Source organism: Halostagnicola sp. A-GB9-2 (genome assembly GCF_030068615.1).
In the GTDB taxonomy this organism is placed as follows: Archaea; Halobacteriota; Halobacteria; order Halobacteriales; family Natrialbaceae; genus Halostagnicola.
The window spans coordinates 56,890-75,340 of the sequence record NZ_JASJOC010000010.1 but is presented as its reverse complement, the minus strand read 5'-3'; the positions used below and the strand labels follow the sequence as shown (position 1 = coordinate 75,340).

Annotated in this window: 14 protein-coding genes and 1 pseudogene; 5 read left to right on the top strand and 10 right to left on the bottom strand. The window is 59.2% G+C overall.

Annotation, left to right across the window (positions count from 1 at the left end):
- Positions 1–39: 39 nt before the first annotated feature.
- Positions 40–408, bottom strand: coding sequence for a VOC family protein (locus QNM96_RS18640; protein WP_283838246.1), 369 nt, complete (start codon positions 406–408; stop codon positions 40–42).
- A 178-nt stretch (positions 409–586) separates the two neighbouring features.
- Here QNM96_RS18640 and QNM96_RS18635 point away from each other — a divergent pair, with 178 nt between their 5' ends.
- Positions 587–3,574 carry an FAD-binding and (Fe-S)-binding domain-containing protein gene (locus tag QNM96_RS18635; RefSeq protein ID WP_283838244.1) on the top strand — a complete coding sequence of 996 codons (2,988 nt, stop codon included), beginning with the start codon at positions 587–589 and terminating at the stop codon, positions 3,572–3,574.
- A gap of 110 nt (positions 3,575–3,684) precedes the next feature.
- Here QNM96_RS18635 and QNM96_RS18630 read toward each other — a convergent pair whose 3' ends face one another.
- Both QNM96_RS18630 and QNM96_RS18625 read right to left on the bottom strand, forming a co-directional pair.
- Positions 3,685–5,427, bottom strand: coding sequence for an L-lactate permease (locus QNM96_RS18630; protein ID WP_283838242.1), 1,743 nt, complete (start codon positions 5,425–5,427; stop codon positions 3,685–3,687).
- 397 nt (positions 5,428–5,824) lie between these two features.
- Positions 5,825–5,953, bottom strand: a complete 129-nt coding sequence (locus QNM96_RS18625) for a hypothetical protein (protein WP_283838240.1) — start codon at positions 5,951–5,953, stop codon at positions 5,825–5,827.
- Between the two features lie 93 nt (positions 5,954–6,046).
- Here QNM96_RS18625 and QNM96_RS18620 point away from each other — a divergent pair, with 93 nt between their 5' ends.
- Together QNM96_RS18620 and QNM96_RS18615 are read left to right on the top strand one after the other, a co-directional pair.
- Positions 6,047–6,475 carry a hypothetical protein gene (locus QNM96_RS18620; protein ID WP_283838239.1) on the top strand — a complete coding sequence of 143 codons (429 nt, stop codon included), beginning with the start codon at positions 6,047–6,049 and terminating at the stop codon, positions 6,473–6,475.
- A 997-nt stretch (positions 6,476–7,472) separates the two neighbouring features.
- Entirely contained in the window at positions 7,473–8,348 is an 876-nt protein-coding gene (locus QNM96_RS18615; protein ID WP_283838238.1) for an alpha/beta fold hydrolase, read from the top strand.
- Positions 8,349–8,757: 409 nt separating this feature from the next.
- On the opposite strand, the gene QNM96_RS18610 is transcribed toward QNM96_RS18615, so the two are convergent.
- From QNM96_RS18610 to QNM96_RS18600, 3 genes and pseudogenes are all read right to left on the bottom strand, one after another.
- Positions 8,758–9,135 carry an SRPBCC domain-containing protein gene (locus tag QNM96_RS18610; RefSeq protein ID WP_283838237.1) on the bottom strand — a complete coding sequence of 126 codons (378 nt, stop codon included), beginning with the start codon at positions 9,133–9,135 and terminating at the stop codon, positions 8,758–8,760.
- Between the two features lie 24 nt (positions 9,136–9,159).
- Positions 9,160–9,281, bottom strand: a pseudogene (locus QNM96_RS18605) (hypothetical protein); the annotation flags it as partial.
- Positions 9,278–9,634, bottom strand: coding sequence for a metalloregulator ArsR/SmtB family transcription factor (locus QNM96_RS18600; RefSeq protein WP_283838236.1), 357 nt, complete (start codon positions 9,632–9,634; stop codon positions 9,278–9,280). The gene QNM96_RS18600 and the pseudogene QNM96_RS18605, both read right to left, overlap by 4 nt.
- 347 nt (positions 9,635–9,981) lie before the next feature.
- Between QNM96_RS18600 and QNM96_RS18595 the strand changes: the two genes are divergently transcribed.
- The gene (locus tag QNM96_RS18595) at positions 9,982–12,810 is read left to right on the top strand and encodes a sugar-binding domain-containing protein (RefSeq protein ID WP_283838235.1); all 2,829 of its coding nucleotides are present in this window, start codon (positions 9,982–9,984) and stop codon (positions 12,808–12,810) included.
- Between the two features lie 65 nt (positions 12,811–12,875).
- Here QNM96_RS18595 and QNM96_RS18590 read toward each other — a convergent pair whose 3' ends face one another.
- Positions 12,876–13,865, bottom strand: a complete 990-nt coding sequence (locus QNM96_RS18590) for a linear amide C-N hydrolase (RefSeq protein WP_283838234.1) — start codon at positions 13,863–13,865, stop codon at positions 12,876–12,878.
- A 730-nt stretch (positions 13,866–14,595) separates the two neighbouring features.
- On the opposite strand from QNM96_RS18590, the gene QNM96_RS18585 reads away from it, so the two are divergent.
- On the top strand, positions 14,596–15,744 hold the full coding sequence (locus tag QNM96_RS18585; protein WP_283838281.1) for an inorganic phosphate transporter: 1,149 nt from the start codon (positions 14,596–14,598) through the stop codon (positions 15,742–15,744).
- 22 nt (positions 15,745–15,766) lie between these two features.
- On the opposite strand, the gene QNM96_RS18580 is transcribed toward QNM96_RS18585, so the two are convergent.
- The 3 genes from QNM96_RS18580 to QNM96_RS18570 all read right to left on the bottom strand — a co-directional run bounded on the left by QNM96_RS18580 (position 15,767) and on the right by QNM96_RS18570 (position 18,041).
- Positions 15,767–16,198, bottom strand: coding sequence for a universal stress protein (locus QNM96_RS18580; protein ID WP_345782545.1), 432 nt, complete (start codon positions 16,196–16,198; stop codon positions 15,767–15,769).
- Positions 16,199–16,539: 341 nt separating this feature from the next.
- The gene (locus QNM96_RS18575) at positions 16,540–17,445 is read right to left on the bottom strand and encodes an NAD+ synthase (RefSeq protein WP_283838232.1); all 906 of its coding nucleotides are present in this window, start codon (positions 17,443–17,445) and stop codon (positions 16,540–16,542) included.
- A 155-nt stretch (positions 17,446–17,600) separates the two neighbouring features.
- Entirely contained in the window at positions 17,601–18,041 is a 441-nt protein-coding gene (locus tag QNM96_RS18570; RefSeq protein WP_283838230.1) for a hypothetical protein, read from the bottom strand.
- Between the last annotated feature and the right edge of the window lie 410 nt (positions 18,042–18,451).

Below are 18,451 nucleotides of genomic sequence, written 5' to 3'. Positions count from 1 at the left end.
GAAAACTGACTTCGATTTTACCCGCTCAGCGACGGTCAGTTACTCGAGGGGTTCCACGAGTTCGACCGTTCGGCCGTCGGGATCGGAAACGAACGCCGTTCGGGCGCCGGCTGCTGGCTGATCACCGGGTTCCTCCACGACACCGTAGTGATCGATAGACTCGAAGACTTCATCGACGTCGTCGACGCCGATAGCGAGGTGGTCCCACTCCGTCCCCCCTTCGAACGAGTCCTCCCCGTCGGTGTCCGAGAGTTGCAGTTCGATACCGTTCGCGTCCGCGATGTATCTGTTCTGCGTTTCGCCGTCAGGCGTTTCGAACTCCCAGCTCTCCTCGAAGCCGAACTGTTCGTAGAACTCGATGGTTTCGTCCGCGTCAGCGACGTTGACGTTGATATGGATAAGCTCCATACCGTTTGACCTGATGACTACCCTATTAAATTCACTGGTTATCCGACTAGAGTGTCCGCTCACGACATAACAGTATTACCGGTGGACACGGCTATCAACAAGCGCTTCGAACCCGACAAATTCGTGCCAAATAGTGTCATGCATGGATTTATGATAATCGGTAACACAATGAAAACTGATGGCCGTCAAGAAGCCACACGGTGACCTCGGTAACTACGAGGAGTTTCGTGATGAACTCGGACACGAGTACAGTGATGTGAGCGACTACGCCGCGCTCGCCGATGACCTTCGTTCGGTTGTCAGCGGCGAGGTGCGCTTCGACGAGTACGCGCAAGTACTCTATTCGACCGACGGGAGCGTCTATCAGGCCCGCCCAGCGGGTGCCGTTTTCCCCCGCGACAGTGACGACGTCCGAAATGCGGTCCGCGTCGCGGCCGACCACGACGTGCCGGTCATCGCTCGGGGTGCCGGGTCGTCGCTCGGTGGACAGGCGGTCGGCCCTGGCTGTGTCGTCCTCGATACGACGGTCTATATGGACGAAATTCTAGAGATCGACGAGGACCGCCGACGAGCGCGCGTTCAACCGGGTGTCGTTCAGGATCACTTCGACGACGCGGCGGAAGAGTACGGATTGAAATTCGCCCCGGATCCAGCCTCGTCGAACCGCGCGACGATCGGGGGCGGGATCGGGAACAACTCGACCGGCGCACACTCGGTTCGGTACGGAATCACTGACGCCTACACCGAGGAGTTAAAAGTCGTCCTCGCGGATGGATCGCTCATTCACACGCGCGAAGTCGTCCTCGATTCTGAGGAGTGGGACGAGATCGTCTCGAGGGACGACCGCGAAGCAGAAATATATCGGACCGTCCGTTCGCTGGTGGAGGACAACGCCGACGAAATAGAGTCGAGGTACCCGGATCTCAAGCGAACCGTCTCCGGTTACAACCTCAACAAGGTGATCTACGAGAACGCCGACGGGGATCGAGTGCTCAACCTCTCGAAACTACTCGTCGGCGCGGAGTCCACCCTCGGAATCGTGGTCGAGGCGAAGATCAGCCTCGTGACGCTCCCCGAGGAAACCTCGCTCGTCCTCTACTGTTTCGAGGACCTCCTCGACGCGCTCGAGGCGGTACCCGAAGCGCTCGAGTTCGACCCCAGTGCTGTCGAGTTGATGGACAGCGAAGTGTTCAGACTGGCCCGAGAATCCGAGCAGTTCTCTCGGTACGAGGAACCGATCCCGAACGACGCGAAAGCGGCGCTGATGCTGGAATTCGACTCCGAACTCTTCGACGACCTCGAGGAGCCGATCGAACGGACGAACGCCCATTTCGTCGACGACGGGGACGCCTTCGAAGCGATCGAAGCCTACACCGAGAAAGACCAGACGAAGCTCTGGAAGCTTCGGAAAGCGGCTATCCCGCTGTTGATGAGTCTCGAGGGAGACCCGAAGCCGTACCCGTTCATCGAGGACGCGACGGTTCCGCCCGAGGAACTCGCCGAGTACGTGGGGAAGTTCATGGACGTCCTGGCGGATCACGACACCTCCGCCGCGTACTTCGCTCACGCGGGAAGCGGGACGTTACACATCCGTCCGATCCTCAACCTGAAAGACGACGACGGCATCCAGACCATGCAGTCGATCACCGAAGACGTGACCGACCTCGTTCTGGACCACGGCGGGTCGTTCTCCGGGGAACACGGCGACGGACTCGCCCGCACCGCGTTCAACCCCAAGATGTACGGCGAGGAGCTCTGGGAGGCATTTCAAGCGCTCAAATCGGTTTTCGATCCGGAGTGGCGGATGAATCCCGGGAAGGTCGTCTACACAGACGAAGACCCGACGGACATGCGGGAGAACCTCCGGTACGGCGAGGGATACACCGCTATCGAACCCCAGACGAAACTCGACTTCTCCGAGGAGGGCGGGTTCGCGCAACTGGTCGAACTCTGTAACGGCTGTGGAACCTGTCGACAAACCGATGACGTAATGTGTCCGACCTACCGGGGAATGAAAGACGAAATCGCGACGACGCGCGGTCGCGCTAACATGCTTCGAGCGGCCATCTCAGGCGAGATTCCCGAAGAGGAGATGTACTCAAAACGCTTTCAGGAGGAGGTCCTCGACCTCTGTGTCGGCTGTAAGGGCTGTAAGAGCGACTGCCCGACCGGCGTCGATCTGGCGAAGCTCAAGGCCGAAACGAAACACCAGTACCACGAACGGCAGGGAGTCGGTCTGCGCGAGCGGCTGTTTGCGAACATCGACACGCTCTCGAGAGTCGGCAGCGCGCTGGCGCCCCTGTCCAACGTCGGCCAACGCCTGCCGGGAGCTCGCCTCGTGATGGAGAAAGTGGCCGGAATCTCCGCGGAACGGAAACTCCCCCCGTTCGAGCGAGAATCACTGCAGGATTGGTTCGAGGCTCGCGGCTCTCGAGTCGATCCGAACGAGGCCGATCGGAAGGTGATACTGTTTCCCGACACGTACACGAACTACAACTACCCCGTTCCTGGAAAAGCTGCCGTCCGCGTACTGGAGTCGGCGGGCGTTCACGTCGAAATCCCGGACGACCTCGGGCCGAGCGGTCGAGCGGCGTATTCGGTCGGGCTGCTAGACGCCGCAGAGGCGCGAGCAAGAGCGAATATCGAGCGGTTCGGCGAGTACATCGACGACGGCTACGAGATCGTCACCCTCGAGCCGTCCGACGCCGTGGCGTTCCAGGACGAGTATCTCGATCTGGTGACCATCCAGAAAGCGGAGACGGTCGCTTCGCACTCGTACGGCATCGCCGAGTACATGGACACATACCGCCTCACTGAGGCGTTACCGCTCGAGGAGACGGACGAAACGCTCGCCTACCACGGACACTGTCACCAGAAAGCGACCGGGCGGGATCACCACGCCGTCGGCGTTCTGCGTCGATCCGGTTACGCCGTCGATCCGATCGACTCGACCTGCTGTGGAATGGCCGGCTCGTTCGGCTACGAGGCCGAACACTACGACCTCTCGAAGGCGATCGGCGAACGACTCTTCGAGAAACTCGACTCGAGCGACGGGACCCCCGTGGCACCCGGCGGATCGTGTCGGAGCCAGATCGGCGACCGAGAAGCAGCCGAGACCCCGCCGCATCCGATCGAGAAAGTCAACGAACTGCTTCCGTCATCTTAGCCCGTGTTATCGGGCTCGATCCGCCGACAGCACCGCCCCGGCACAATCCGCCGGTCGTTTCCCAAAGAGGAGTTGAAACTCGGTCATTCGCTCGAGGCGGGGCGTGTCGACTAGAAGACGTCGAACACCTCCGGGAACACGTCGGGCATGACGTAGACGAAGAGCATCACCCAGAAGCCGACGAACACGGCGTAATACACCAGTGGGATCAGGTTCAGTCGCATGATGCGCCCTTCCTCGCCGACGAGGCCGACGGTCGCGAGCGCGGCGATTATGTTGTGGATCGCAACGAGGTTACCGATCGCGCCGCCGACCGCCTGCGCACCGACGATGATCTGCGTCGGCAATCCGAGCTCCGAGGCCGCTTCGAACTGGAACGCGCCGAACGTGATGTTCGACGCCGTGTTCGATCCCGTCATCGCCGCGGCGAGCGCGCCGATCAGCGGCGCAATAGCCGGATAGACCGGTCCGAACACGTTCGCGGTTGCGACGGCGAGCACTTCGATCATGCTCCCGACATCCGGAGCGTTCGGTGCCTCACCGGAGAGGAGCATGACCTGGACCATCGCGATGACGAACACGAGCGCGATCAGCGGAGAAACGATCTTCTCCCCGGCCTCGCGCCACGCGTTTTTCACTTCGGTCCCGTTCATCCTGAACAGCGGGATCGCGATGATCGCGCTCGCGAGCAACCACATCCCCGGTGCGAATCCCCATTCGATACCGGCTTCGTGGGGCGTTCCCAGGATGTCCGTCCACTCGAGGACGAACAGCGAACTGGTGAGGAACTCCGAAATCGGTTCGATCACACGGGTAACGACGAGCAACAGGACGAGAAAGACGTACGGTGACCAGGCCTTGAACAACGACATCGATCGACCGCCACTGGATGCCTGTGCAGCTTCCGCAGCCTCGCTGCCGTTTGACCCCGGCTCGATCGTTCCGACCCAGTGATCCGGCCACTCCGATCGAGGCGGGAAGTCCCATTCGTCCTCGGGGAGGAAGTATCCCGCTCTGAGCGTCGGAACGACGATAGCCGCGCCGACCATCGCGCCGATCAATGAGGGAAACTCCGCCGTGAGGAACCACGCCGACAGCCAGTAGGGGACTGCGAAGGCGACGCCGGCGAACAAACACAGCGGCCAAACCGACAGGGCGGGCTTGATCGATCGCTCTCCTTTCGGGCTAAAGAAGTAGACGACCATCGCCACCGCGAAAAGCGGCATGACGAACCCGACCAGCGCGTGGTAGGTTGCGGCCCATGCGGCGACTTCGACCGAGTATTCGGAAACGGACATCCCCTCCGATTGAATCGCCTCCCGGGTAAAAGAGACGCTCGCGAGCGGATCCTGAATTCCGACGATGATGGGTGTCCCGACCGCACCGTAGGTGACGGCGATTATGTGGCCGATTAGCGCCGCGAGCACGGCCGCGAGCGCGGGGAATCCGAGAGCGAGCAACAGCGGAGCGACGACGGCTGCCGGCGTCCCGAAGCCCGCAGCCCCCTCGATGAACGTCGCGAGTAGAAAGCCGAGGAGAACGATCTGAACGCGCCTGTCGTCCGAAATTGCGGTAAACCCCCTGTTGATCCGATCGAACGCACCGACCTGCATCAACGTATAAAGCAGGACGAGCGCGCCGAAGACGATCCAGAGGATTTCGAGGGCGGTCATCACCCCCACTATCGACGCCGCGGCGAGATACTCCGGCGGATTGTTCCACATGACGTACCCAATAATAAGCGCCGCTAGCCAGGCGATCGGCATTGCTCGCGTCGCCGGCCACAAAAATCCGACAATGAGCACGGCAACGATCATGAGCGGTAACGATGCAGCGATTACATCTACCACCATCTGACCATCACCCGTCTACTGTCTCGTATCGACTCGGTTGTGACTCTACTAGTATGCGACCCTGGGACACTCGTCCCTCTAATGGCTATTATAATCATCCCACACACCCATACATAACAAAAGATAATAAAATTATGGTGGGGCGAACGCATCCCGCACAAACACGATACTCGAAACGACGTTTCAAACGGACAACGAGGAGAATCGAATGTTACTCAGTTCGAATGAAACGTGACCGGGTTCGAATCTCCGGTCCGATCACCACTCCGTCTCGATCATCGCCTCGTCTCAATCTCCATCGATCACCGCTTTTCTGATCCCTCCCGAAGACATCCCCCGTTCCCGTGTGCCTTTGGCGCTTCTATCATCGCCGCCAGACTCGTTTCCGGCCAGAGCGTTACCGAACCCCCTTGTGCGATGATACCGATTTGACCGCAGCGAACGCCTCTCGAGTAGCGGGCACCATTCTATCGGTTTCCTCGAGTTTGGGGGTCGATTCGTCACCGAGTTCGTGAAATCGGATCATACGTAGGCCATAGACAAACAAGGTACAGTGAAAAAACGCGTTCACATCCACCGAGTACCAGATCTATTACAGTGGCAATCGAATCCGCACTCGATGAAAACGGTTGAACTCTCGACCGAACTCGATGCTCCTCTCGAAACCGTCGAACGGGAACTCTCTCCGACATCGATCGTCGAATATGCCAACACCTACGCGATCCAATCGGTCGACGAATCAGATTCGAAGACGGTACTGACTGTCATCGGAGACACCCTTCAATTAGTGCTCGAATTTACCGAACTTGACGACAGTCATCGCTACACGCAGGTCGGAGAGATCGGACCGTTCGAGGAAATGCGTACGGAAATCATGGTCGAGGGCGATGACCGGACTCGAGTCACCGTCAGGTCCGAGTTCACGTTTGGTGGCACGTTCTCGTTCATAAAGAACTGGCTCGGGACCAGCATTCGTTGGAGCGAACTCGAACGCCTCCTTACGAATATGACCGACGACCTCGAGCGGTCGGACGCCGAGTCGCGATAGATTGATCGACCAAGACAAGGGATTGCAAAGGACAGCATTCGTCAAAAGTAAGTTCTCATATCTTTACCAGGTTGATCAGGACTGTCACCGATCACCGTCACCAACTCACCTCACGGGTCAAAGAGGTGGTCACGGAAGTGACCTGTTAGAGAAACGATTACGGGTTTCAGGTACCGTTCCCATCTGACGCGTCCAGTCGTACTACCGAGAGTTCATTATTCGGGACGTACTCCGAGAAAGATCCGTTTTAGGGTACAACTCGGCAATTGTTGGGATGGTTGGTACAGAGTACCGAGTGTCCCATCCCTCGTCGCTTTCCGAGTTCGTCGCGGAGCTCATCCTGCTCACCGGGCTTCGGCGACGGTTGAGAGGTGTTCGATAGTCCGTTCTTGTTTCACCGAGCAGCCGCCGATAGATCGGGGGCGAATTTCGATGTCGTACGCATCGATCCCTCCGGACGAGCGTCGGAACCGACGCCGGCGTCAAACCGACATTCGTCGACAGGCCATCGGCGGTTCGTTCATTATTTCGACAACATCACCGACGGTATGCGTACTAAATATGGGAATATTATTTTAATGGGTTATGGCGCGATATTCGTTGTCGGAACGCTTCGTACCAACTAAACTCGTATTCGATACGGCACCAGGGCGGCTCAAAAGAACTCGCCACGAATGAGATTTCGGGAGTACCTGGCGATGCTGGATGAAACGTTGCGCAGTTCCAAACGATTGTGAAAGCCCGGATACGACCGAGCTATTCTCGAGTACCGAAAACGTTGGAACCGTATAATACGTACGGAGTAACGGGTGAATCGTCCGGCTGCTCTCGCATCCGGTGGAGACGACGAACGACCGGTTCCGCACGGTCTTCGACTGGACGCCATGGTATCTCCTGTATCGCGACGAACTGGATCGGGAACTCAAGACGAGGTCAAAACCAATAGGTTCGAGAACGCGCCGACGGGTATGAGTGGGTGGGCGAATAACCCACATCCATGTCCATCTACCGGTCGGCGGCGGGACGGCGGGCTCTCGAGCGGTGCTATGATACGGCCGTCGATCGCCTCGAGGTGGACGTAGACGAGCGAATCGTCGAAACGCGCTACGGGCCGACGCACGTCCTGCTCGCGGGACCGGAAAGCGCGCAGCCGATCTTCGTGTTCCACGGCGGGAACGCGACGAATCCGATGACACTCGCCTGGTACACCGCCCTCGCGGACGAGTATCGGCTGGTCGCGCCCGACACCGTCGGACACCCCGGAAAGAGCGCGGAGACGCGCCTCGATCCGGGCGGTGCCGAGTACGGGAAATGGGTCGTCGACGTGATGGACGCTTTCGACGTCGAGTCCGCACCGATGATCGGCACGTCCTACGGCGCGGGGATCATCGTCCGGACGGCGGCGTTCTCTCCGAATCGCATCGACAGCGCGGCGCTGGTGGTCCCGGCCGGTTTCGGGACCGGACCCGTCAGATCGTTACTCCGGATCGGAGTCCAGAGCGTCCTGTACCGGTACCTCCCGCGGGAGTGGGTGCTCGACCGAGTCGTCGCCGCGCTCGTCACCGACGCCGATTCGAACGACCTCTCGCGGGCGACTATCGCGGCCTCTCTCCGATACGTCGAACTGGAACGCAAGCTGCCCGACAGTACTGCGGCGGAACTCGAGGACTTTACCGCACCCGTCGCGCTCTATCTGGGCGAGGAGGACCCCTTCTTTCCGCCCGAAGCGATCGCGCCTCGAGCGCGCGAGCGCATTCGCTCGCTGTCACGCCTCGAGACGCTTCCGGGTGAGAGACACATTTTCTCCACGGACGGTCAAGCGGACGTCACCGCACGAATTCGCGAGTTCCTCGAGGAGTGCAAGCGTCCATGAACGCGTCCGCCGGTCGGACTTGAATCGTCGCTCGGAACAGATTCCGAACGAAAGGGCGATCCCTGCAAGCGGATCGTCTCGAGTGGGATCGGTTTGGTGAACAGTCGCTTCCTGGGACTTCTGACGCGAAACGATTCCTTGAGATCCTCCCCGCTCTGAAGGGCGAGGATGTCAATGAACATTCGCCGACCCATCACAACCGCGCCGACGTCTTCGGGTAACTCCTCGATTATTTCGTCGTCTCAGTTCGTCTTCCCGCCGTCGAGACCGTGTCGCTCACGCCAGCTCATCAGGTCGTATATCTACTCGTGAAGGCGGCCACCGTCGTCGCCGAGCGGATAGTCGGGACTGTCGTGGGGTCCGGCGACGTATCCGTCCAGCGACATCGATATGCTCGCACTCACGGCCGTCACTCCGCATCACCCGCCGGTCGACCGACGTCCGTCTCGAGCTTATCGAAGCTCTGACTCCAGCCCAGTTCCATCCCGTCGAGCGCATCGGCTACTTCGGGTGTCGCGGTCCGGACTTCCACCTCCAGCGTGAGTTCGGTCCTACCGTCACGGTCAGCGAACGTCACGGTCTGGCGAACCTCGAGCTGGAAATCGCCGTCGTCGTCCTCGAAGGCACAACTCGTGGCGACGAGTCGTTCTGGTTCTTTCACCTCGTGGAAGATTCCCTCGTCCGGAAATATCGTGCCATCTGGGGCTTCCATATCGATGCTGAAGGAGCCACCCGGTCGTACGTCCGTCTCGCAACGAGGAACCGTAAATCCCTTCGGACCCCACACTGTGCCACCTGTTCGGGATCGGTCCACGCCTCCCAGACTCGTTCGCGCGGCGCGTCGAACGTCCGCGCGATGGTCAGGTCGTGCTCGCTCGGTTCGAAGTCGTCGGATTCGTTTGCCGCCTCGTCGACCGGTTCGTTTTCTGTCATTGGCTTTCTGTCTCCAGATAGTCAGCGAGCGCGTCGAACCGATCCTCCCAGAACACGCGGTACCGAGTGAGCCAGCCGAAGGCGTCGGAAAGCGGTGCGGCGTCCAGGTGACATCGGCGCACACGGCCGTCCTTCTCGACTTCAATGAGGTGCGCATCCTCCAGTACCTGCAAGTGCTTCGATACCGCCGCCAGGGACATCTCGTGGGGTTCCGCTAGCTCACCGACGCTCTCGGGACCGCCGGCCAGTTGCTCGATGAGCGCTCGTCGTGTGGGGTGGGCCAGCGCCCCGAAGATTGCGTCGAGATCGGGGTCGGGGTCGAGATCAGAATCGTTCCGCGTTCGTTCAACCATCCGGTTAAATAGATGTCGCGCACTTATTTACCCGTTTAGTTAAATAAGAACGAATATCCTTCTCCCGGACCAATTGGGACGCTACGGACAAGCGTGGCGGCTTCGACTGTCGGTCGACATCGGTGAAGCGTCTCAGTTGCTACCACGAACGCGCTCGTGTCAACGATCGCACGACGGAGCACTCGCCTCGACGAACGCTGGCTCGCTCGAGCGTCGCCCTCGAACGATCAGTCCGCGAGCCGACCCGGATCGAAATCGAGGGGGCCACAAGCGATGGAGCCAGCTCCCTCGTCTCATACTGACCGGGACAGTAGCGCCTATATACACCCTTCCGAAAAAAGAAGATCGTGCAAACACTCTCATTGTCGGGACCGTGGGATCTTCGGCTCGACCCCGAACGCGAGGGCGGTATCGAAGCCCTGTCCGACGACGAAATCGACGGGACGGTGTTTCTCCCTGGGACGACGGACGAATACGGCTACGGAACGGAAATCGAAGATCGGCCACGAGATCATCTCCAGCGTACTCATCAGTACGAGGGGCCGGCGTGGTACCGACGAACCGTCTCCGTTCCCGACTCCTGGGCGAACCAGCGCGTGAGGCTACTACTCGAGCGGACCCGACCGACCGAGCTCTGGGTCGACGGGGAGCGAATCGGGTCACGAACGTGTTTGAGCACCCCTCACGTCTACGATCTCACCGGGGCAGTTGAACCGGGAGAGCACGAAATCATCCTTCGAGTGGATAACACGGACGAGTCGATGGACCGTCCGGGGGTACGTCGGTCACACGCGAGCACCGAACACACGCAGACGAACTGGAACGGCGTCGTCGGGGACCTCCGATTGGAAGCGACGCCGCGGGTCCGAATCGAGGACATCCGAACCGATCCAGATCCGAGCGACAACTCGGTCGGCCTCGAGGTCGCCCTCACCAACGCCACGACGAGCGTTCTTGACGGGACGCTTACGGCCGCCGCGCGGAGCGTGAATACCGATGAGGTTCACGTTTCAGAGACGGGCGCGTGCGCCGTCTCGATCGCCCCTGATAACGGAACGAACCCGGATCGAACGACCGTCGAGTTTACCTACGATCTCGGACCCGATGCGCTCACGTGGGACGAATTCTCCCCTGCCGTCTACGAGTTGACCGTGTCTCTCGAGGAAACAGACGGAGAGAACACCTTCGTCGACGAGTTCGAGACGACGTTCGGCCTCCGCGAGTTCGAAGCCGACGGCACGCAGTTTTCGATCAACGGAACGACCGTCTTCCTCCGGGGACGGACCGACTGTTGTGTCTTTCCCGACACCGCGTACCCACCGACGACGACCGCCGAATGGGTCGAGCACATGGAGACCGCAAAAGACTACGGCATCAACCACTACCGCTTTCACAGCTGGTGTCCGCCGAAGGCGGCCTTCGAAGCGGCCGACCGAGTCGGGATTTACCTGCAACCGGAGTGTTCCCAGTGGAACTTCGGCACCTCGTTCGTCGACGACGAGGGGTACGAGTACTTCAAGCGGGAAGCAGAGCGCATTCTCGACGCCTACGGTAACCACCCCTCGTTCGTCTGTTTTACCCTCGGAAACGAAAACAAGGGCAACGAAGAACGGATGGACGAACTCGTCCGCCATTGTCGAGCGATCGACGGCCGCCGACTGTACGCCTACGGGGCCAACAACTTTCTCACCTCGCCACACCCCGGAGCGGCCGACGACTTCTTTATCACCGCCAACGTTCCCGAGGATCCCGAAGCAAGCCACTGGGATGTCGACCGAACACCCATCCGCGGAACCGGACACATCAACGACTCCCCGCCGTCGACGACTGTCGACTACGAGAAGAAACTCGAGCCCTACGACCTCCCCGTCGTCGGTCACGAAATCGGCCAGTACCAGATCCATCCGAACTACGACGAGGCGCGCAAGTATCGCGGGGTACTCCAGGCCCGTAGCCTCGAGCGGTTCGAACGCTCGCTCGCCGATCGCTACATGGAAGGCTCGGACAAGAACTTCCAGAACGCTTCCGGAGAACTCTCGATTACCTGCTACCGCGAAGATATCGAGGCCGCGTTCCGGACGGCCGGTTTCGGCGGCTTTCAGCTTCTCGGCCTCGACGACTTTCCGGGTCAGGGCACCGCCATGGTCGGAATTCTCGACTCGTTCATGGAGTCGAAAGGACTGATCGAGCCCCACGAATGGCGACGCTTTTGTGACGCGCGCGTTCCGCTCCTCTCGTTCGACCGGTACACCTTCACGACCGGCGACGACTTCACTGCCGAAGCGGCGCTCGCCAACTACGGGCCCGGGACGATAGCGGACGCGACCACGGCCTGGTCGATAGCCGGTTCTGACGGGTCGGAACTCGCGACAGGGGACTCGAGCCACGCTGAGATCCCACAGGGAGATCTGGTAACACTCGGAACGATCGACGCCCCGTTAGACGACGTCTCCGCACCCGCTCGACTCGAGGTAACCCTCGAGGTTGCCGGCAGGGATGTCGAGGATGGCTCTGCCGTCGATCTGCGAACGTCCTATCCAATCTGGGTCTACCCCGAAGAGCTCGAGTCTGCCAGCGAGGCGGACGAGTTTGGCGTTTCCCGTCGGTTCGACGAGGAGACGCGAGAGCGACTGACGGACGGCGAGACGATCCTCTTGCTTCCGGAGCCGAGCGCGCTTCGATACGCTCTCGAAGGGTCGTTCCAGCCGGACTTCTGGAACTATGAGGTTTTCAAGCGAAACGGGAAGCCGGGTACCCTCGGAATGACGACGGATGCGGATCACCCGCTGTTCGACGCCTTCCCCACCGAGGAGTACACCGACTGGCAGTGGTGGTCCCTGCTGCGGCGTTCGCGCCCGATCGTTCTCGACGACGCACCCGCCGAGTTCGAACCGCTCGTCCAGATAATCGATACGATCTACCGAAACCACAAGCTCGGCGTCTACTTCGAAACCGCGGTGGGCGACGGAAAGCTCGCCGTCTGTACGCTGGACCTCTCCGGGGACGATCCTTCGGTCCGACAGTTCCGCCACAGCCTCGAATCCTACCTCACCTCCGACGCGTTCGATCCCGAAAGCGCGCTCTCGACCGGCGTCCTCGACAGCGTGCTCAACTCCGGACAGGACGAAGAACGCACCTACGGCGACGACGCCGGTGCGTGGGTCGAACACGAGTGAGTCCCATCGGTGGGTCGAGAGTCGAGGAACTGCCGCGATCGAAATAATCGATTGTGGACGCGGTGCTACGCGGCCTGCAACCCGAGAAACGAAAAGGGCTCGGCGTCAGAGAGTTGATCGGACGCGTCGCTCGAGAAAACCTCGGACTGGTCCGGTCCCAACTGGAGAGTCCGGACGTCGGAACCGGCTGAGAAGTCGACGTTGTCGAGTTCGACCCAGAATACGTTGGGGGCAAGCGCCGACTCGAAGTAGTAGACGCCGTCCTTGTGGTCCGCGACCGTCCGCCAGCGCGTCGACGAAATGTGTGGCTCGTCCGGCGTGGTAATGCCGTGGGGCACCGAGACGTTCCGGATCACGCTGAACACGTTAGCGGTCGCATCGCGGCGGTCCTCGACTTTGGGGATCGCGTCCGTGTAGAAGCGCGCCCGAACGAATCGGTCGGCCGGGCGGTTCGTTCCCGGAAGCATGACCGTGCCGCCGATCTGCTCCCAGTACTCGGCCAGCGCACGCTGCTTGTCGTACGTCGGCGAGTTCGTCATGATCTGGTAGTCGCGGTCATGATGGATGACCAACTCGCCGTCGACGTACTCCATGATCGCGCTGTCTCCCGTCGCATCCGAGAGGGAGAGGTGAAGCGCCGCCAGCCGATCCTCTCCCGGGACGTTCTGGGAGACGACCACGAAGTTTTCGTCGCGAACTGCCTCGACGGCCTCGGATACCGTGGCAAAATTATCGAGCATGTACTGCGCCCACAGCGAGATCGAGACGGCAGGTTCGTCGCCGTCCCAGTCCGGATACTCCGACTCGGGGAGCCACAGCAGGTTGGCCACCAGACCGGATTCGTTCATGCCGTCGGTGGTCGCGATGTCGTAGGCGGTGGCGACGACGCTTCCGTACTCGGCCGTCCACTCGATCGAAGCCGGACCGACCTGACCGTTGCGATCGATACCGCGAGGGAGCGCCCAGATATTGGTCCCGATATCTACCTTCCAGTCCATGGAACGGGCCGTGAGCGTCCGGCCTTCCGGGCCGAGATACACGAGCCGGGTACACATTTACGATCGACCTCCTGAGAAACGAGTCGACACTGTAGTCCTAAGCGTCATACCAGTGTTTGTACGCTGTCAATTTAGATAAAGTCCTAGCGCACCTGTCGTGGGACACGACAGTCAGTCGGGCACGAGAGTCGACAACGCACAACCACAACGTTCACTCTCGAGACAGGCCAGCTCTGCACAGTGGATCGTACCGGTCTGCCGTCGCGCGGCGACCGCTCGGTCGGTTCACGACTCGTTCCATCCAACAAAAATTCGTCCTTACCGACACCTGCGGCGCTCGAAACGGTCAGAAGCGGCTGAACAACTATATTCGAACACCATAGTGACCTGTCGAACAATCACTGCTTGAGTGGCAAGGGCCAAATTGATTTTGCTCGGCGCACATACTCATGACAACCCAGGATCTAAGCGTTTGTAGAACGGCTGGAAAATGTATGACCGGTAATTTGTCAATAACGGACAGACAATCGAAATAAGACTGGAGGTACCTCACCTCGGACCACGATATGCTCCTCTTCAGAGGAAGACGACAGAACGCAGATCAGCGACAACTCGTCGGGACAATCACACAGGCGATCATCCCGCGAACAGGCAAGACAATACTTCTTGTACGTTCAACTGGTGTCGTTGGTAAGTCGCGGGTCGAACGACTCACACAGCTTTGGAAATGTCCGTGACGCTGACGTTCTGGGGCCTCGTCGGGCTTGCAACGGTGGCTTGTCTGTTTATGGCGTGGTCACTCGGGGCGAACAGTAACTCACCCCCGTTCGCACCAGCGATCGGTGCCAATGCTATCTCGACGATGCAGGCCGCCTTCCTAATTGGGATCCTCGCCGCAGCAGGTGCGCTCACCCAAGGGGGGAGTATTTCTGAAACAGTCGGCGAAAACCTGATTCTCGAGACGACGATCACGCCGCTCGCTGCAACAACAGGATTACTGGTCGCCGCATCGTTCATGGCGTTCGGCGTCTACACAGGCTACCCGGTTCCAGCGGCGTTTGCGACGACTGGCGCGATGGTCGGCGTTGGCCTTTCTCTCGGTGGAGACCCAGCATTCGATACCTATCAGCGACTCGGGACGTTCTGGCTGCTTGTCCCGCCGACGTCGGGTGGGATGGCCTTTCTTACAGCGACGCTCCTTCGCAGAGATGATATCCCTGAAACCGTCAGCGTCCCCCTGTTAGCAGCCATCGTCGCGGGAATCCTTGCCCACATTCGACTCGGAGTGATCCCCAATCCCGAGCGTCCGCAGGGGTCAGTCGCAGAACTTGTCTCACACACGCTGGGAAGCCCAACCCTTCTCGGAATCGACTTGTCAGTTATTGCCATCACCATCGGATTCGCCGGAATCGCCTTTCAATACATTCGGCGAAAAGTACACGTGTCGGCCGAGCAAGGAATCCGGACGTTCCTCCTCGGTCTCGGTGGAATTGTTGCGTTTAGTAGTGGCGGCAGCCAGGTCGGACTCGCAACCGGACCGCTGGAGGAACTGTACGGCATCGAACTCGGGCTACCCGGAACCGCGTTGTTAGCCATTGGCGCGACGGGTATCCTTATCGGGGCATGGATGGGCGCTCCGCGGCTGTTACAGGCGACCTCTCGAGAGTACGCACAGTTAGGCGTGCGCCGCTCGATCGCGGCGCTCGTTCCCGGGTTTGTCATCGCCCAAACGGCAATCGCACTCGGCATTCCAATTTCGTTCAACAACATCATCATTTCGGGTGTGATCGGTGGCGGCTTAGCTGCGGGCACTGCGGGCGTCTCCCGGCGGAAAATCGCCGTAACAATCACCTTCTGGGTGCTCACGCTCACGAGCTCTATTGTGATCGGCTTTGGACTCTACCGACTATTCTCGACGCTTCTGGGTATTGAGTAAGGCGGCGACCTGTTCGCGGGAATTACCTGACGACCGTCACCGGCACGGGTGATTTACCGACCACAGCGGTAGCCACGGTCCCGAGCAGACGGCGAAGAGCGCTGCTTTTGGGGCCTCCGTGACCGCCTATCACCACGTGATCCACATCAGAAGCATCGATGTACGCGAGAATTATTTCCGCTGGCTCCCCTGTCTCGACCGCCGATTCGACCGTGCGGTTCATGGCCGAAGCCTGATGGCGGGACCGTTCGATCAACTGGTCAGCTCGGTCATATGCTTCATCGAGTCGCGCCTCATCCGCCTCCAGAATGTTGCCTTCACTCATGGTTGCGTCAAGTGGCGTCACGATATTCAGGACAGTGATACGACAGTCAAAGACTTCGAGTGCATGAGAGAGAGCATCGTCGGCTAATGGCGAGCCATCTAGCGGAACGAGCACGTGTGATGGGACCATATCCTCTGGTTCGAGACCGAGCATCTTGTAGCTCGCGTCGGCCTCCTTTGTTGTCGATCGGTCCTTCGGTTTGAACGAGTTACAGAACGCTAAATATGACTCCTAAATACAGCACGATTCTTCGAACCTACACTGACAAAAATTTCGAGTCAGTAATCACGTTCTTTCGAGTGTCGATGATCAGTTCGTCCAGTGTACTGAACGCGGTTTTGCGGTCAGTTTTGAAAAGAAACCGGCACTGCCCTTGCTGACAAGGGAAGGTCGACGATAGCAATGAGGGAACGGTAACCGAGGCGAACTCGAGGCTGGTGGAGGAGAACCCAGTGTCGATGTCGACAGTATCAGTTCACGAGTGAGCCAGCGTGCTCCGGACTCGAAGAGCGCATTTCACCGGCAGTTTCGAGACCCGGCCTCGGGGGAAGGGTTCGTTTGTGGACGGAATCGGCGTACATCGAGGCGATCTGCTCGGCGGTCTCGAAGTCGATAGCGAGCCCATCGGCGACTTCTTCGACACACGCGTTGTGATCGGCCTCGGCCAGTCGGCGCAAAAACGGATCGATTACATCGTAGGTCGCGCCGAGATCATCCTCGTCGGTTTGATCCGCCAGTAACCCTGCGGTGGGGTCTTTCGTAATGATCCGTCGTGGAAGTCCGATATGTTGTGAGAGCGACCGGACGTCCGACTTGTACAGATCCCCCAGCGGGTAGAGGTCCGCGCCACCGTCGCCGTATTTCGTAAAGTAGCCGAGCAGGAGTTCTGATCGATTCGCCGTCCCACAGACGAGGCGAGATTGCGTGTTCGCGACGTAGTAGGCACAGATCATTCTCGAGCGGGCAACCACGTTTCCGAGCGCCGAAACATCGTTTTCGTTGGGGGCCATCGAGGCCATCGCCTCCTCGAACGCGGCGACTATGGGCTGTAGCTGCATTTCGCGGAACTCGATACCGAGTCCCTCAGCGATGGTCCGAGCCTCCGCCGCGTTTCGGCTATCCGTTTTCAAAGCCGGTAGTCCCAGGCCGAGAACGCGATCGTTTCCGAGGGCTTCGACTGCCAGCGCCGTGGTGAGCGTCGAGTCGATGCCGCCGCTCATCGGGACGACGACTCCCTCCGCGCCAGCGTTCGTCACTGTGCGTTCGATGAACTCGCAAATATCCAGCTTTGTCGCTTCCCATCTGGCGGCATCGTCGAGGAATCCGTCTCGAGCGGTTGGATAAATCGTCTGCGTGGTGGTGTGTTTCGTACTCATTGGGGGCAACTCATTCGACACAGTAGTGAACGCCCATATACTATTTACCTACATCGGTTGTTATCTCTGCGATTGGTTGGGTTTATAGATGGCCAAATAACCTACTATGAGCCAAAATTGTTCTAATTATCCATTTCAACCTACGCCAGAGACGATCAAATAGGGTTGGTAGTTTTCTGACGGCAAAGACAGACTCTTCCCCTCGATAGCGAGGTGTGTACTGAAGACAGCTGGTGTCTCGAGGGAGCGGGTTCGATGTCGTCGGTAAGTTCATCGAGAAATGCCTTGACCGGCTTTCGGAACTCCTGTTGGGGAATCGTAAGGAGCGGATTAGAGCCGGTGAAGTGGTCCTGATCCATTGTGATTTCTGCGGGTTTCCCCCCGTTAAGAGTGAGGACACCAAGTTGCTCGAGAAGATCGACAGATCGAGAGACTGATGAGACATCAGCCCCAGTGATCGTCGCCAATTCCTTCTGCGTGAATTCTTCGAACGGGGTGTTAACGAGATGATGAAGGATATCCTGCATCGCCTGATACCGAAAGACCCGTTCCTCAGGAAAAGGGTAATCGAGGAGGACACGCGTTTGTTCTTGCATAATAGACAAGTTATTGCAGTATGTGCAAAATGTTGTGCTACATGCTGGTCGATGACGGACCCGGAACCTGGCACAAAATCCATCCCTCGAAGCTCGTTCCTACTATACGATCAGGATATCAAGTTCTACACCGACACACGAATCTCGAGCACGCAAACAATCCGTTCACGCCCGGCGATCGCGTCATCAAACCGGATGACGACAATCCAATTTATGGGAAGAAAGAGAGTCGAGAGAGATAGAAGACTATCAAAGCGACGGCGAATACCAACCCGATAATTCGAAGTCCCCCAGCGATCTGTTCACGCTCTTTCGGGAGAAGTTCTGGAATCCCTATCAGTATCCACAGTACGCCGAAGTGTAGTGCCGAAGATGATCCACCAGGGTTAATAATACTGTAGTAACCGTAT